Genomic DNA, 15,354 nt, shown 5'->3' on the forward strand with positions numbered 1-15,354 from the left:
TCGCAACGACGGGCAACGTTTCCGCCATGTGGAGTGGCCATCTCTGTTGGTGCCCGCTCATCGTCATGTGGGAGTGTGCTGAAAGGGAGACGGAACCACAACGACCAACTTCTGCGGTACTGCGCCACAACCTGACACTGCTCCAGAGTCCGGGCGTGAGAGGAGCTCCCGCTCAGGGGCGTGCCCTGTTCCGCGCCCTCTCAGCTTTGCGCTGGCGCCAGGGGCTCTGCAAACAGCGGATGGCTCAGGCGAGCGGGGAATCAAAAACCCGTCTCGCTCAGTCGTTCGCGTCAGCGTTGTTGGCGTGCTTGTCGCCAGGCCTCATACTCGACCCGGGCCGCCTCTGTCAGGGGATAGTAGATCCGCAAGTCGCCACCAGCCGCAAGGCGTTCTCGGGCGAACGTCTCCCACTCCGCATGCTCACGCGCGTCAGCAAGCACCGCCGCGGCGAGCTGACGCGGCACGACAATCGCACCATCGTCGTCGGCGATGATGATATCGCCCGGCAAAACCAGGCGTTCCCCGCAGGCGATCGGCACGTTCACCGCGAAGGGGAAGAGATCGGTTTGGGTGTGGAAATTCGGCGTGACGCCTCGGAGCCAGAGGCCAAGGCCGAGCTCCTTGACGCGTGGAAAGTCGCGGATACAACCATCAATGACCACTCCGATCCCCCCTTTGGCCTTAAAGTATGTCAGCATCATTTCGCCGAAAACACCACTCCCAAGATGTCCCCGTGAATCCACGACGACAACGTCGCCCGGCTGTGCCTTGTAAAGCACATGACGGTGCAGCTGCCGTTCCACGTCGTCATACTCCGTCTGGCCGTACACGTCCTCTCGCTTCGGCATGAACTGGAGCGTGAGCGCTGGCCCAACGACTTTCACCCCGGGGCTGAAGCTCACCAGGCCCCGCAGATGCGAGTCACGGATGCCGAGACGATAGAGCGCACTGGTTGCTGCCGCACTACTTACTTCTGCTTCGAGCGCTGCGAGAAGATCGCGAGGTGGCCGCTCGATATCGGGGATATCGAAGTTCAGGATCATCGCTTCTTCCCCCTAACACTCACGGTCACTCATCGAAAAATCCCCGATCTTCCTCGGCCAGATACTGCCGCGCACGTTCGACGTCGAAGCGAACACCAAGGCCCGGACGATCCCAGACTGCAATATGCCCATCAACAACGATCGGGTTCGGGAGACCAACGACGATGTCATACCACCATTCCGGTCGGGCCACCGGGTACTCAAAGGCGATGAAGTTGTCAGGCAGCGTTGCACAGACATGCACGAGCGCGGCAAGACCAATAAGACCATCATAGATCCCATGCGGAGCAATCAGGAGACCGTGAAGATCCGCGTACTCAGCAACCCACTTCAGCTCGGCAAGACCACCGACATCGGCCGGGTCAGGACCGATGATCCGGACTGCGTGCCGCTCGATCAACTCCACAAAGTTTTCACGGAGGTAGATCTGTTCTCCGGTATGGATCGGTACGGTGGTTTGCTGCGTCACCTCGCGGTAGACGTCGGCCAGGACGTACGGCGTGTAGTCACCGGTGATCAGATCCTCAAGCCAGAGCAGGTTCAGATGCTCAACGGCACGAGCGAAGCGAATCGCGTCCGGGACAGTCCAGCCTGGCCCACAATCCAGCGCGAGCCCGATCTCCTCGCCGAGTTCTGCCTTCATTGCCTCCACGCAAGTGACAAGGTGCCGGAGCCCACGTTCGGTGAGTGGTCCACGACTCAGGTACGGCGTCGCACCACGCACTGGATCACCGTAACGTGCACCAGAAAGCGCGTCGAACATCGGTCCGTGATAGCCGACCGAGACCTTCACAATAGAAAATCCCTCTGGTGCTTGCTTCATAAAACGAACGTGCTCAACAAAGTCCTCCGGCTGGTACCCGCGGAGCGGCTGTCGCACACCGCCGTTGTAGACCCGCACTCGATCGCGAAGTTTCCCACCGAGCAGCTTGTACACCGGCACGCCATATGCCTTGCCCGTGATGTCCCACAGCGCCATCTCGATCGCACTGACCGCGCTGCCCCACGGCTTGAATGCACCCAGACGACGGATCTTACGCATCACCCGCGCGACATCGGTCGGATCCTCACCGAGAAGGTGCTCACGGTAAAAAAGCACGTGCCACCTGACAGAGGACTTGGTCGACTCGATCTGCCCGTACCCATCGATCCCTTCATCGGTCATGATGCGCACGATCGGGTACCCGCCGAGTACTGCGCAGCGGAGATCTGTGATCCGCATTGCTGCCCTCCCATTTCCCACGAAACTCGCGGCGAATCATACGACGGATTCTCCGAGGGTGATACGCCGCGCAGACAGCGAACACAGCCTCCTGCGCTTTCCAAGAGTTGCGACATCTGGATCGTTCTGCTTGGCAGAAACAAGAACGATGCGACAAGATGATGCGAAGTCTCTGGACCATCCCGGTATTCCTCACAGCATCGTACCTTTCCCCCTGGCATCGCTCCCGCACTCACCGATGTCGAGCGCAGCAGCAATCCCACGCCGCTGACAGCGCAGGAAAACTGCGCTGCCCAGAGATCAGAGCGCACATGCGGTCAACACGGGTGGCTAAGCGCGTTGCATGATTCCCGCGGAGGCGTAGAGAGTACAGCGTGGCGCACCGAACCGGATTTTTGCCGCAGTACCACTCGTGGGGCCCGCACCTGTTCGACAAGCGTGGCGCAGCACGCTCCTCGCATACCCACGGGCGTCCACCAGAGTCCGTGCATCCTGCCAGCACGCGAGGACCAGGGCAACAGAGCTCTCACCCCCGACGCGGCTCATGGCGCGGAGAATAGCAGGGATATGCTGCCGTGCGACCGCCTGCTCACACTGTTCAACACCGCGTTGCTCCAACGGAGACAACGAACTCGCGCAACCAGCCTTGGGGAACAAGCCAAAGTTTTCCGGCGCACGGACTAGCCCGAGAGGTTCCAAGCCTGTTGTCGTAGTCCCACCCAATCCCTCTCCGGTTGAGCTCTTTCCATCAACGGAAACAAGCGACATTTGCGCGACGGGCATGCTCAGTACCGGTAGCTTGCCACCCAGGCTCTATCTTCACCACACCACGGCGGGCTTCCCAGATCGCGCATGACCACGAACGATCAAGCGGCATGCAGCGGAGGAGCTCGATGACTCCTCGCCATTGCTCGCCGAGATTACCGCTGCTCAGTGACTTGGCAGACCACGCTCAGCAACCCCAGTGGGCTCCTCTGCTTTCCGTTTCAGAACATTCCTTGGCTGGGAGCGGGTGCACAGACGACTTCCTCGCACCTTTCGATCATGTAGACACTCGCAAAATCGTCAATGATCGATTGTCCATGTCATGTTTGCTGGTATGAATTCAGGGTTTACTCTTCTCCGCATGAGAACCGGCCAAGTAGAGTTACGCTGAGGCACGGCAGTCCGTCGGAGGAAGTCGGTGAACACCCGATCTCGGGCCCGCGCTATCAGACGAACACTTGCGTCCGTTCTCGTGCTCAACCTCGTCGTCGCAGTAGCCAAGCTGGGTATTGGAGTTCTCACTGGCAGTCTCTCGATTCTCGCGGACGGATTGAACTCGCTGCTCGACGCCTCCGCGAATGTCGTCGGACTGATCGGGATGGCCGTCGCCTCTCGACCGCCTGACCCAGAACATCCCTATGGCCATCGACGCTTTGAGGCACTTACTGCACTTGTCATCGCCGGCGCAATGGGCCTGCTCGTTGTCCAGATCCTGCAAGAGGCCTGGCGCCGCCTCCAGATTGGTGCAATGCCGGAGGTGACTGGCCTTTCTTTTGCGGTCATGATTGTCACCCTGGGCATCAACAGTGGCGTGAGTTTGTGGGAGCGTCAACGTGGGCGCGAACTGCGCAGCCCAATCCTGAGTGCTGACGCCAAACATACCGCTGCCGACGCGTTCGTCTCGATCGCCGTAATCGGTGGGCTGATCGCTGTTCGCCTCGGGTATCCGATCGTCGATCCGCTCCTCGCGGTTGGTATCGCCGGCGTCATCGGCTGGGGCGCGTGGACGATCATTCGCGATGCTGCCCTGACACTGTCCGACACTGCCGTTGTGCCGGTCGAAGTAATTGAGGAAGCCGTACGCAACGTTCCCGGCGTCCAAGGGGTCCACAATATCCGCACCCGTGGCGGCGACGGACTCGTCTGGGTTGATTTACACATTCAGGTCGATCCGGAGCTCAGCGTGCGGACTGCCCATGACATCGCCAGTGCGGTTGCCCGCGCTGTCGAGGCAGCAGTGGGACAATCGGCAGACGTCACGGTGCACGTTGAACCTGCGCTCCCGGAGCACTTGCGCCTCACACGTGGCTACCGTATCTGGACGGAATGACACGCTACCGCTGTTCCTGTTGCTGGAGAGACAAACCGCCATCACAGCCGGTTTGGGACGCGAACCACCTCTCAAGGTCGCGGCAGGCGGTGCCCTCGGGACCTCAGCAGTCGCAAGAGCGGCTACTTTCACCTCCTGCTCAGGATACGTGGGTGGGCAACCCCACCCACTCATGGCCAACGTCTTTCGATTCGGTCCCTGCTCTGCATCGGTTGAGTTGAGAAGCCCAAGGCCCCTATCGATGACGGCCCACACGTCGCATCGGAAGCGGCAGCACAAGCTCCGACGATCAACAACCTGACGAGAGAATGTACGACGCTCGAACCACACGCGGAAATATCTCGCTCCGACCGCCCTCTTCCCATGGTATCCTGTAGTTACAGGGGCCAAATGCGGCTGTGGAACTCGCGTCGTGCAAGCGAGTTTTCCAGCGAAAGGAGCGTTGCCATGCCGCGTTTGCAGGTCTTGATCTGGTTCCTGCTACCGCTCTTCGGCCTGCTCGCCTTACTCACCTTCGCTGGTTGGGTCAGTGGAGCAGTCGGTGCCGTGCTCTTTCTTGCACTCGGAGCACTCGTCTTGATCTTGGCGGTCATCGCTGTCCGCCAGCGCGCGACAAGTTGAGAGACGGGCCAGGAGCCTTCTCATGCTCGACGTCATCACAGCGCTCCTGGCCCTACTTGTCTTTCTCATCGGACCACATTGGTTGCTCGACTGCATCCGCCAGGCAGAACTCAGTGACGCGACCGGCGAGCCTCTCAGCGGGCTCACATGGACGCTTGCGGCCGTCCTTGGTGCCTATCTCATTGGTCTCGCCTTCCTTGTGTTGGTGATCACAGCAGTTCGACAGACAGCCACAACCTGACCTTTGTAGACTACACCACGAGCCCAAGCGCGTGACGCAAGAAGTAGATGATGAATGCCAGGCTCACGACGTAGAGCACAGGATGCACCTCATGGTACTTCCCGCGAAAGACTTTGATGAGTGTGTAAGTGATGAACCCTGCACCGATCCCGTCAGTGATACTGTAGGCGAAAGGCATCATCAGCATCGTCGCCGTGACCGGCAAGCCGATCTCAAGGTTTGCAAAGTCGATGCCGCCAATCCGGACACGCGATTCCTTTGCCTCCGCCTCAGCCTCAGCCTCGCTCAGCACACCCATCATCATCCAGCCTACAATGATCAGTGCTGGTGCCGTCGCCTGTGCCGGAACAATCCCAACTACCGGCCAGAACGGCATCGACAGGAGAAAGAGGATTCCGGTCACGACCGAGACCAGACCGCTCCGGCCGCCAACGCTAATGCCCGCTGCCGATTCAATGTAGGTCGTGGCTGAAGAGGCACTGCAAGCACCGCCCATCACTGCTCCCAGAGAATCGACAAGAAGGGCTCGCTGAGCCTGCGGAAACTCGCCCCGCTCGTTCAGGTAACCAGCTCGCCGCCCTACTCCAATTAAGGTCCCCATCGTGTCGAAAAAGTCGGCCAGCATGATCGAAAAGACGACAAGAATCGCCGTCAGGACGCCGAGCTTGGTGAAGAATCCGAAGCTGAAATCACCAATCCGGCTGAAGTCCGGCACGGCAATCCACTGGCTGGGGAGCTGGGCAACACCGGGCGGGAAGGCTTCAGTGCCGGTCACTGCCCGCACCACAATGGCGACGACAGTGGTGAGCAGGATTCCCCAAAGCAGTGCGCCGCGGATCCCGCGCGCCAGCAAAAACAGCGTGATGATCAGGCCGACACCAGTCACGAAGACGGGAACGCCGCGAAGATCGCCGAGCCGGACAAGTGTTGCCGGGTCTGCAACCACAATTCCTCCATTGACCAAGCCGATGAGCAGGATGAAGAGACCAATCCCGACAGAGATTGCCTGCTTGAGCTCCAGTGGGATCGCCTCCATCACGTAGCGCCGGATACCAAGCAACACAAGAATCGTGATCACGATCCCTTCCGCAACGATCACCCCCATCGCCTCTGCTGCGGTCAGCCCCATCGCGCCCATCAGCTGGAAGGCGACGACAGCATTCAGCCCCATGCCTGGTGCCATTGCAAAGGCTCGGTTCGTCGCCAACCCCATAGCGATTGTCATGATCCCAGCCACGAGCGCCGTGGCTGTCGTGACCGCCGAGATCGGGAGTTTATCGGGGACATCAGGCGTATGAAGGATCTGCGGGTTCACGAAGATGATATAGGCCATCACGATGAACGTCGTTACGCCCGCAAGAATCTCCGTTCGCACATTCGTGCCAAGTTCGCGGAGATGGAAAAAGCGTTCGAGCCAGCTCTCGCTCCCTGTGACACCCGTCGCCATGGCACGCTCGCCCACGCGTCACCTCCTCATACTATTTGTCCGTACACTGCGTACTGTACCCGCGTAGTGAAAAGCCGACAAGGCACAAGCACATTGCTGCCCCTCAATACGAGAGCGGCGTCTCTCCCGGGATGATTTAGATCCCCTTTGCACTTTGGGCCACGTGATCTTGCCCGGCCCCACGCAAACACTGATCCGTGGGTTCCCGCACGATCTCGAGCGGTATCGCGCACTCTGATCTGGCACGTGGTTGGCAACAGAGATCAGCCACTTCTGTTGACGGTAAAGCCCTGCGCTAGCCCAAATAGCCACACGCTTCTGCAAACCCACCACTGGCAGTCACGCAGGGAAGGTTTGAGGCAACGTCCATCCTTCATTGACCACCGAGAGCGCGGCGAGCGTTGTGGCACTCATGGACGAGGTACCATCTGTCTGCACTTGCTTCACCATCGTGCGGCATCACAACGAACGAGGCAACAAAACAAGAAGTCCTGCCAACATCGAGGGAATAGTTACCCTCTTGCAGAGAGATTCCCCCAGACCATGAATAGGAATGTACCCGGCGTTCCAATCTATGCGACCAGCGTGTGACCAGATTTCTCTCCCTTGGTGACTGGATAGCCAAGGGAAGTCCCGCCTGAAAAGCAATGTTGTCAGCATGATTCGCAGCGAGCGGCCAACACATGTTTTGCTCCGACCGCAGCTGCGCGTACCTCGGTCATGTCTCTCGACACCGAGCATTCGGGCTCGCCCTACGGAGGATTGGAACGCGAGCTTCCGAGAGCGCTGCCCGTTCGGTCGCACCCCTCTGGCCCGGAGCTAATCGATCACTCGATCCATTTCATCCACAAACACCAAAGTGCGTCACCGCTTGTGTCGGAAGGTAAGAGAGCACGCTAACCGGGTTCTCGGTCGGACGTAGGGAAGTCCACGGGAGCGTACCGTGATTTCTGTGACAGAAGCGGTTGCAACCAGCTACTGTTGTTGGGACAAGGAACACAGACCATCACCGCTGCGGGCGCCCCATACCGTAGCACTCCAGAAGCCTGTGCATCGATATTGGCGGCGAATACCCGCTGCAGTGCCTGAACACGTTGGTTATCCTTGCCCCAAGCTGCATGGTGTCCGACGCTGTAGAAAGACGAGCACGACACGCGGTAGTGCGGGAAGGGTTGCTGCGATGGGCGACGCAGCGCATGAGGCTGATGGAGAGGGACGGCCAATTGAGCGAGCGCACGCCGCCATTGTCGCAGAGGACGTCTCGCGCATCTTCGGTCCACTGCGTGCTGTGGATCGAATCTCTCTCGTCATTCCGCGCGGCGTCGTCTATGGGGTGCTTGGTCCAAGCGGCTCGGGGAAGACAACGTTTCTCCGCATGGTCGTCGGCGCACTACGGCCGAGCGAAGGACGCCTTTTTGTCTTTGGCCGGGAGATGCCAGATCGACGTGTGGCTGCACGAATCGGGTACATGCCGCAGGCGCCGGCACTCTATCCCGACCTGACCCTGCGTGAGAATCTCCGCTTCTTCGGTGCAGTCTATGCGGTCGGTCGCCGCGAACTCGAGCAACGCATCGAAGATCTGGCGACGCAGCTCGACTTGCTCGCCTGGCTGGACCACCAGCTCTACCGGTTTTCTACCGGTATGCTCCAGCGTGCTTCGTTGGCTGTTGCCCTCCTTCATCAACCGGAACTCCTCGTGCTCGATGAGCCGACCGTCGGCCTTGATCCGCTTTTGCGACGAGCACTTTGGCAGCATTTTCGTGCCCTCGCTGCACGAGGGACGACGCTCCTCATTTCGACACACATCATGGACGAAGCTGACCGTTGTGATCTGCTTGGTATCCTGCGCGATGGCCGTCTCTTGGCGAGCGACACACCAGCTGCGCTGCGTGTACTGACCGGTCAGAGAACGCTCGAAGACGCTTTCCTTACCCTGGCTGGTCAACCTCTGCTTCCTGTGGAGCCGGCCCGATGAGTTGGCGTCGTGTGCTCGCTATCACCATCCGGATTGTGCGTCAGATCCGGCGTGACCGACGCACCCTGGCACTTATCTTCCTCGCTCCCATCGTGATCCTCTCCCTCCTTGGGTATGTCTACCGCGGCAGCTCTCGCACTATCACCCTCGCCCTCAGTGCCCCCGATAACCCGTTCGTCACTGCATTCGCTCAGGAACTCACCGCTCTCTCTATCCGGATTGAGCGTGTCTCACCCGAACAGGCCATTGAGCGCGTCCGTGCCGGGCAGGCAGCTGGCGCCGTACTCATTGAACCGGCTACTTCCTCGCCAATGCGACTGGTACTGGACGGCTCGCAGCCCGGTCGAGCACGCCAGGTCAGTACGATCGTCAGCCAAGCCGCGATGCGCACCGTGCTGCAACAGCTCCTTCCTCAAGGCACCGAGCCGTCACTGACGCTCGAGTACGTGACCGGTAGCCCACAGTTCGATGAGCTTGATACCTTTGCGCCGGTCTTCATCGGCTTCTTTGCGTTTTTCTTCGTGTTCCTCCTCACGTCGGTCTCCTTCCTGCGCGAGCGTCTGCAAGGAAGCATTGAACGCCTCATTGTCTCCCCACTGGACCGGGCCGAGATCGTCCTCGGGTACATGCTCGGTTTCGCCTTCTATGCCCTCATTCAATCTCTGCTTATGGTACTCTTCACCGTCTCTGTGTTACGCATCAATACCGTCGGCTCACTCTGGTTAGTTATCCTTTTTACTGTTATCTTGACAGTTGGTGCGGTGAACCTTGGCATTTTCCTTTCCACCTTCGCCAGAACAGAGCTTCAGGTCGTTCAGTTTATCCCCCTCGTCATTTCGCTCCAAGGACTGCTGTCAGGCATCATCTGGCCAGTGGAGAGCTTGCCCCGGCCACTCCGGTGGGTCGCACAGTTTCTCCCGTTGACCTGGGCAAACGAGGCACTGCGCGCCATCATGTTGCGTGGGCAAGGGCTCGAGGAGCTCGTCCCGCACCTTGTTGTGCTCGTCAGCTTTGCTGCGCTCATGCTTGTCCTTGCCATGACGACGCTCCGCCGGGAGGTTGCTTGACTTATGGGAGACCTTGGGCCACCCGTCCGCATAGCGCTCGGCTCCCAGCACCCAACCAAACGTGCCGCAGTCGAGCGTGTGGCCCCACACTTCTGGCCAAGTTGGGAACTGGTCTGTCTCGCTGTCCCCAGCGGTGTGCGGGCGCAACCGTTAAGCGACGAAGAGACAGTCGCGGGTGCGCTTGCCCGAGCTCGGGCCGCGCGAAGTAAGACCGATGCGGATTTCGGAATCGGCTTAGAATCAGGGGTCACACCTGGCCCCCTTGGACGCTGGTACGTGGTGAGCTGGGCCGTCGTGATTGACCGAGAAGAGCGTCTCGGCATCGGCGGTGCCGAACGGTTTCCGCTCCCAGATCAGCTTGCCAAGCGCGTACTCGCGGGACTCGATCTGGCCACAGCGCTCACCGTCACCTTCGGAACAGCAAGCCGGAAGAATGGCGCCGTGGCAGTGCTCACTCGTGGTCGGCGAGACCGGGTCGAACTCTTCGCGATCGCTCTGCTGCATGCACTCTGCGATCTGGAGCGACAGCGCAGCGACTCGCTTCACGTCGCCCGCTCGAGCGCTGCACCCGGTGGCAAGTGATCGGCGAGTTCTCGCACCACAGCATCCACGTCACTCTCCGGGGGCAGCCGCAGGACGAGCCGGACCGTTTGCGTGACCGGCCGGGCAGCAATCGCCCGCGCGTCGTGCATCAGCACTATGAGGTGTGAGATCAAGACGCCGAGCGCGACGAGCGTGAAGCCAAACGCCGGGGCAGCATCGCTGAGTGCGCTGGTCAAGGAGAGGAGACCGAAAAGCCAGGAGACAAGTTGATACACGACATAGCCAGCTGTGCCGAGCAACGCCAGAACACTCAGTCCCAGCGTCCCATAGAGGTACACCCGCCGGCTGAGGCTCGTTCGTTCCGCTTCGGGTTGGCGCAGGGTGCGCAACGCGACTTCCCGCCAGAGCGCCAACCACGCAGCACCGCCAACCACACTCAGCGACACTGTGAAAGCCAGATCCTCACGCCAGTTACCGAGCGTCGTGCCTGTCGCTGCCGCGACCAGCGCTCTCAGCAAGAGTCCAACGAGCCCACCCGTCCCCAAGACAGCGAGCAGCAACCCTGCGAACGTCGAGAGATAGACAAGTAGGCGTGTCACCCCCAGGGCCCAGTCGGGGCCGACGCGTGGGTGCCTGGCAAGCACCGCTGCTTCGCGCTGCATGGTTACCCGGTGGTACCACCACACCAGTACGAGTGGGATCGCCCAGGCCCACGGGCTCAAGAGCTGGCGGAGACGCTGAAGCGTCTCTCCATCGGGGACACCAAGCATCCAACGCAGGATGGCATTGAGAGAGGCCGCCAGTGCAACCAACAGACCCGCCAGGCCCGCAAAGACGGCCAAGCCAAGATAGGTCCAGCGGACGAGCGAGTGTCGCTCGCGCTCCGCCGCGGGGAACGCACCAGTTACCAAGCGCAGTGCTTCGCCCCAGTGCAGTCCCCAGGCCACCAGACCGCCGATCGCAAATGCCGTGAAGGCCGCTAGCGGAAAGCGGATTGTCCCAGTCACGACCACTGGCGTGAGGAGTACATCAAGCATTGTCTGCAAGAGGTTCGCGATCCCGACAACGAGCAGTGTCAGTCCAGTCGCTGCTGCACCATACCCGTAGAGTCGCAAAAGCCAATCAGCCGCCCCTTCCAGCGACACAATTCGGCGCTCCGCGCGCGCCAGCCTGGCGTGCCCGAGCCAGAGGGCTCCAGTCACCAGAAGCAGCGCAAGCTCTTCGAGGGCACGAGGAACGCTGACCTCCATCGAATCTGCCACACCGAGCAGGCCGAGGAGCGTCAGTCGCAGGAGCTCCACTCCGCTGCTCAACCAAAAACCGAAGGTCACCAGGAGCACCAGCGTGAGGAACAGTGAACGAAGAGCCGAGCGACGCTCGGTCGGGTCAGCAGCGATCTCACGCAGGAGCAGCCACCAGTGCACGGCCCAAATTGGGAAAGCAACAACGAGCAACGCAACACTCACGCTCAATTGACGACGAAACGCCTCTGGATCACCAGCCGTGGCCGGCTGCGCAAGAAACTCCCAAAGAGCGAAAAACAGCGCCCGCAGGAGACGCACCGTACCAGTCGCCCAGACGGCGAGCGCGATTCCTACAACGAGGTAGAGGTAAAGACGCCTCGCGATCGCCACGATATCGCTCCTCTCGCGGACCACGACCAGCTAGAGATAGAACGCAAGTTCATCAACTTTCCAGGCTCCGTCCTCGCGGACCAGGGTCAAGGTGCGCTGGTACGTGAACGTCCCACCGCCAAGGATCGGCAATGGGAAACCAGGCTGGATGTCAGTCGCGGTGCGCTCGATCGTGAGGATGATGGTCGCCCGGCCATCGCGAGCCTCAACTCGGTCAATCCGCACCCGCGCATTCCGCAATGATTCGCTTGCCCCCCGAAGCTCAGCCTCAAAATTGTAGTAGATCTCCAACTGCTCCCGCCGTTCGAGCTCCTGCTGTGCACGCTTCGAGAGAGCCTCCCGGACACGCTCAGGATCTCCGGCCCGCAGCGCCTCGATGTAGCTGACGACCGCGGCTTCGGGCGAGCCCGGAGGATACTGCGGCGGCCCACGCCGCTCCACGAGCAAAACGACGACTGCCGTTACAACGACAAGCGCAGCGAGAACGGCACCGACCAAAATGATGAACCGTGTCGGCTGTTGCACCCCGTGCCTCGATTCTGAATGCGCTTGCGCATCTGATCGAACCGCTGATCGATTAGACCAGTGTACCGGGCAGAGTTCGTCAGAGCAAGATCACACGTTACGCGATTCCTGTTCGTCACGGGCCTCGTAGACAACGCGGACGAGCCGCACTCGGTGCCCCTCCATCGAACGCACCTCGAGCTGGAGCGGGCCAAGTTGAACCGTATCTCCAACCTCAGGGAAGCGCCCTAAGCACTCGGTGATGACCCCTCCCACCGACTCGGCCTCGAACTCCGCACCGAGCTCCTCTTCGTCCAGTTCCAACCGATCCAGAAGCTCATCCAACGACACTCTCCCGTCTACTTCGAGCACGCCCGGCGCAATCTCACGGAGCGGCTCGTAGTCCGGGTCGAACTCGTCAGCGATCTCGCCGACGATCCGCTCAAGCAGATCCTCCAGCGTCACCAGCCCTGCCACACCCCCGAACTCGTCGACGACGATCGCGATCTTGGTTCGTCGCAGCCGCAACAGCCGTAACGCCTGACGCGCCGGCGTGTGTTCAGGGACGAAGACTGCGGGGCGCGCGAAGCGATGGCACGGAAGCGTCCTCGCTTCTGGTTGCTGCCAGACTAACCGGAAGACGTCCTTGACGTACAGAATGCCGCGGATATCGTCCGGTGAATCCCCCACAACAGGAAGGCGCGAGAGTCCCGTACGAAAGAACTGCTCGACTGCTTCTTGGAGCGACATCTCTGCCGACACAGTCACCATATCGACCCGAGGAACCATCACGGTGCGGACGGTAATCTCGCCGAACTCGAAAGCATCCTCAACGAGGCGGGCTTCGTCTTGGCTCACTGCGCCCTCACGCGCCGCGACATCAAGCAGCGTGAGGAGTTCCTCACGTGTCACACTCGGTACCCGCCCAGGATGCGCCACGCCAAGCCCGCGCAACACAATGGTCGTCACACTCGAGAGGAGCCAGACAACAGGCGCGGTAATTCGCGCCAAGAACACGAGCGGGCCCGCACTCGCCAGCGCCATTCGTTCGGCATGTTGGACAGCGAGTGTTTTGGGCACGAGTTCCCCGAGCACGATGCTCACGAATGAAAGGCCAGCCGTGACGATGATGAGCGCCAGTGCAGCAGCCTGTTGCTCGGTGAGTGGCAGTCGAGCGAGGACTTGTGCGAGTGGCATAGCCAGCGAGACGGCACCAACAGCCGACGTAAAGAAGGTGGCCAGCGTGACACCGACTTGTATCGTCGACAAGAGACGGGACGGCTCCTCGAGCAGACGCAACACCGAGCGCGCCGCAGCATTACCTTCTTCCGCGAGCGCCTGGAGATATGCTCGTCGGACCGAGACGACCGCGATCTCGGCTGCCGCAAAGTACGCATTCACCGCCAGCAGGGTCACGATGACGAGGAGCTGACCGAGTAACGGCATCCGCCCCCTCCTCTCCTGCTCGTGCCGCACGAGCCACGGCGCTCCGGGCCTGTTGTCAGCCCGCTCCGACTGAAGGCCACCCCGCCTCAGCGAGCGCCTGCTCCAGGAGCTCCCGCAACGATCGGTCAGTTACCTCGTCGAGCGCTCCCAGGATAAAGGAGTCGATGATCAAGTCTGGTTGGCGCTCGCGATACTCTAGGGCCTGGAGCACCGTCTCAAGCTTATCCAGCTGGCGAACGAAACGCGCTTCCGCTGTCAGAGCCGCTTCATATTCCTCCCATGTTTCGAGCAGACGCTCGCCAACCAGCCCTGGGAGCAATGCCGCGAGCTCGCGGAGGGCGGCCCGCTCGGCAGCTGTCTTCCGCGCTTCGGCCTCGGGATCATACACCGGTCGCTGACGGAAGAGGACTGCCGGCTCCGCCCCGGACTGAAGTGCCGCATCAAACGGAGTCCGGTCACCCGCAATCGCCTCAGCCGCGTCGTGCACGAGTGCGAGGAGCATTGCCCGGGTCGCATCCAGATCCGGACGCCTCTGTGCCAGCACCCACGCCATCAGCGCGAGCCGGAAACTGTGATCAGCCACTGACTCCGGCTCGCGCACTCCGCGGTCGATCCAGCCCTGGCGACGCAGTGTCTTCAGGCGGCCGATCGCGCGAGCGAAACGCAGCAATTCCGACGCCTCGGCCACCCCAAGCCTCCTCAAACTCGATCGTCACGCGCACCAACGAGATTGCGGAGGACACCAATCCCCTCAATCTCCACCTCGATGACATCTCCAGGCTTCATCGGCCCCACTCCATAGGGAGTCCCTGTCATGATGATGTCACCCGGCTCCAGCGTCATGACGTGTGAAATGAAGGAAACAAGGAAAGCGGGGGAGAAAAGCATCTGGCTCGTGCGGCTGTTCTGGCGTAGCTCCCCGTTCAAGCGCGACCGAACCGCAAGGTCGCTTGGGTCAAGTTCTGTCTCAATCCACGGTCCTAACGGGCAAAACGTGTCGAACCCCTTCCCGCGGACCCATTGGCCGTCCTTGTACTGAAAGTCGCGATGACTTACGTCGTTCCCACAGGTGTATCCGAGGAGATACCCTAGCGCTTGCGACTCGGGCACGCGCCGTGCCCGTCGACCAACGACAAGGCAGAGCTCCGCCTCGTAGTCAATCCGATTCCCGGGTGGCAAGAGAATCGTCCCCCCGTGACCAAGGAGCGCACTGGGTGGCTTGAGAAACAAAACCGGCTCGTCAGGGATCTTCCGCGTCGGATCGTTCTCTGTGACGTGCGCAGCGTAGTTCAACCCGACCGCCACGATCTTGCTTGGTCGCTCCACTGGTGGCAACACACTGAACGACTCAAATGGACCAAGCGGACGCCCACGGCGTGGACGCTCGACGAACCAGTCCCCTTGCGCTTCGTAAGCGATCCCATCTTCGACGACAACCGCTTTCGGTACCCCGTCGACCAGAATCCGGGCAAGTTCCACACTGTCCTCCTTCTCTTTGCACCCGCCGTACCGAAAA

General features: G+C 60.8%; 14 protein-coding genes. 6 read left to right on the forward strand and 8 right to left on the reverse strand.

Translation table 11 applies throughout. The features are described from left to right. Positions 1-290 precede the first annotated feature (290 nt). Both NET03_RS05025 and NET03_RS05030 read right to left on the reverse strand, forming a co-directional pair. Positions 291-1,043, reverse strand: coding sequence for a ribonuclease activity regulator RraA (locus tag NET03_RS05025; RefSeq protein WP_252127803.1), 753 nt, complete (start codon positions 1,041-1,043; stop codon positions 291-293). A 25-nt stretch (positions 1,044-1,068) separates the two neighbouring features. Beyond that, positions 1,069-2,265, reverse strand: coding sequence for a mandelate racemase/muconate lactonizing enzyme family protein (locus tag NET03_RS05030; protein ID WP_252127804.1), 1,197 nt, complete (start codon positions 2,263-2,265; stop codon positions 1,069-1,071). A 1,183-nt stretch (positions 2,266-3,448) separates the two neighbouring features. On the opposite strand from NET03_RS05030, the gene NET03_RS05035 reads away from it, so the two are divergent. The 3 genes from NET03_RS05035 to NET03_RS05045 all read left to right on the forward strand — a co-directional run bounded on the left by NET03_RS05035 (position 3,449) and on the right by NET03_RS05045 (position 5,222). Continuing rightward, entirely contained in the window at positions 3,449-4,360 is a 912-nt protein-coding gene (locus NET03_RS05035; protein WP_252127805.1) for a cation diffusion facilitator family transporter, read from the forward strand. A 447-nt stretch (positions 4,361-4,807) separates the two neighbouring features. After that, a complete protein-coding gene (locus NET03_RS05040; protein ID WP_252127806.1) occupies positions 4,808-4,981 on the forward strand; it encodes a hypothetical protein in 174 nt (57 codons plus the stop codon). A gap of 22 nt (positions 4,982-5,003) precedes the next feature. Beyond that, positions 5,004-5,222, forward strand: coding sequence for a hypothetical protein (locus NET03_RS05045; protein WP_252127807.1), 219 nt, complete (start codon positions 5,004-5,006; stop codon positions 5,220-5,222). A gap of 10 nt (positions 5,223-5,232) precedes the next feature. Here the strand turns inward: NET03_RS05045 and NET03_RS05050 are convergent, their stop codons facing one another. Beyond that, positions 5,233-6,684, reverse strand: coding sequence for an NCS2 family permease (locus NET03_RS05050; RefSeq protein ID WP_252127808.1), 1,452 nt, complete (start codon positions 6,682-6,684; stop codon positions 5,233-5,235). Positions 6,685-7,849: 1,165 nt separating this feature from the next. Here NET03_RS05050 and NET03_RS05055 point away from each other — a divergent pair. From NET03_RS05055 to NET03_RS05065, 3 genes are read left to right on the forward strand one after another with little or no spacing between them, the layout of a single operon-like run. Then, the gene (locus tag NET03_RS05055) at positions 7,850-8,644 is read left to right on the forward strand and encodes an ABC transporter ATP-binding protein (RefSeq protein WP_252127809.1); all 795 of its coding nucleotides are present in this window, start codon (positions 7,850-7,852) and stop codon (positions 8,642-8,644) included. Beyond that, complete coding sequence (locus NET03_RS05060) at positions 8,641-9,711, forward strand: ABC transporter permease (RefSeq protein ID WP_252127810.1); 1,071 nt, start codon at positions 8,641-8,643, stop codon at positions 9,709-9,711. Before NET03_RS05055 ends, NET03_RS05060 begins: the two co-directional genes overlap by 4 nt. 3 nt (positions 9,712-9,714) lie before the next feature. Further along, positions 9,715-10,293 carry a DUF84 family protein gene (locus tag NET03_RS05065; RefSeq protein WP_252127811.1) on the forward strand — a complete coding sequence of 193 codons (579 nt, stop codon included), beginning with the start codon at positions 9,715-9,717 and terminating at the stop codon, positions 10,291-10,293. On the opposite strand, the gene NET03_RS05070 is transcribed toward NET03_RS05065, so the two are convergent. The 5 genes from NET03_RS05070 to NET03_RS05090 all read right to left on the reverse strand — a co-directional run bounded on the left by NET03_RS05070 (position 10,254) and on the right by NET03_RS05090 (position 15,317). Beyond that, the gene (locus NET03_RS05070) at positions 10,254-11,888 is read right to left on the reverse strand and encodes a DUF5671 domain-containing protein (RefSeq protein WP_252127812.1); all 1,635 of its coding nucleotides are present in this window, start codon (positions 11,886-11,888) and stop codon (positions 10,254-10,256) included. The two genes, NET03_RS05065 and NET03_RS05070, sit on opposite strands and share 40 nt — an antisense overlap. A gap of 30 nt (positions 11,889-11,918) precedes the next feature. Then, on the reverse strand, positions 11,919-12,413 hold the full coding sequence (locus tag NET03_RS05075; protein WP_252127813.1) for an Rv0361 family membrane protein: 495 nt from the start codon (positions 12,411-12,413) through the stop codon (positions 11,919-11,921). A gap of 90 nt (positions 12,414-12,503) precedes the next feature. Further along, positions 12,504-13,838 carry a hemolysin family protein gene (locus NET03_RS05080; protein ID WP_252127814.1) on the reverse strand — a complete coding sequence of 445 codons (1,335 nt, stop codon included), beginning with the start codon at positions 13,836-13,838 and terminating at the stop codon, positions 12,504-12,506. Positions 13,839-13,893: 55 nt separating this feature from the next. Beyond that, on the reverse strand, positions 13,894-14,526 hold the full coding sequence (locus NET03_RS05085) for an HD domain-containing protein (RefSeq protein ID WP_252127815.1): 633 nt from the start codon (positions 14,524-14,526) through the stop codon (positions 13,894-13,896). Positions 14,527-14,537: 11 nt separating this feature from the next. Next, a complete protein-coding gene (locus NET03_RS05090) occupies positions 14,538-15,317 on the reverse strand; it encodes a fumarylacetoacetate hydrolase family protein (RefSeq protein ID WP_252127816.1) in 780 nt (259 codons plus the stop codon). Positions 15,318-15,354: the final 37 nt, after the last annotated feature.

Source organism: Thermomicrobium sp. CFH 73360 (assembly GCF_023806465.1).
Taxonomy (GTDB): domain Bacteria; phylum Chloroflexota; class Chloroflexia; order Thermomicrobiales; family Thermomicrobiaceae; genus Thermomicrobium.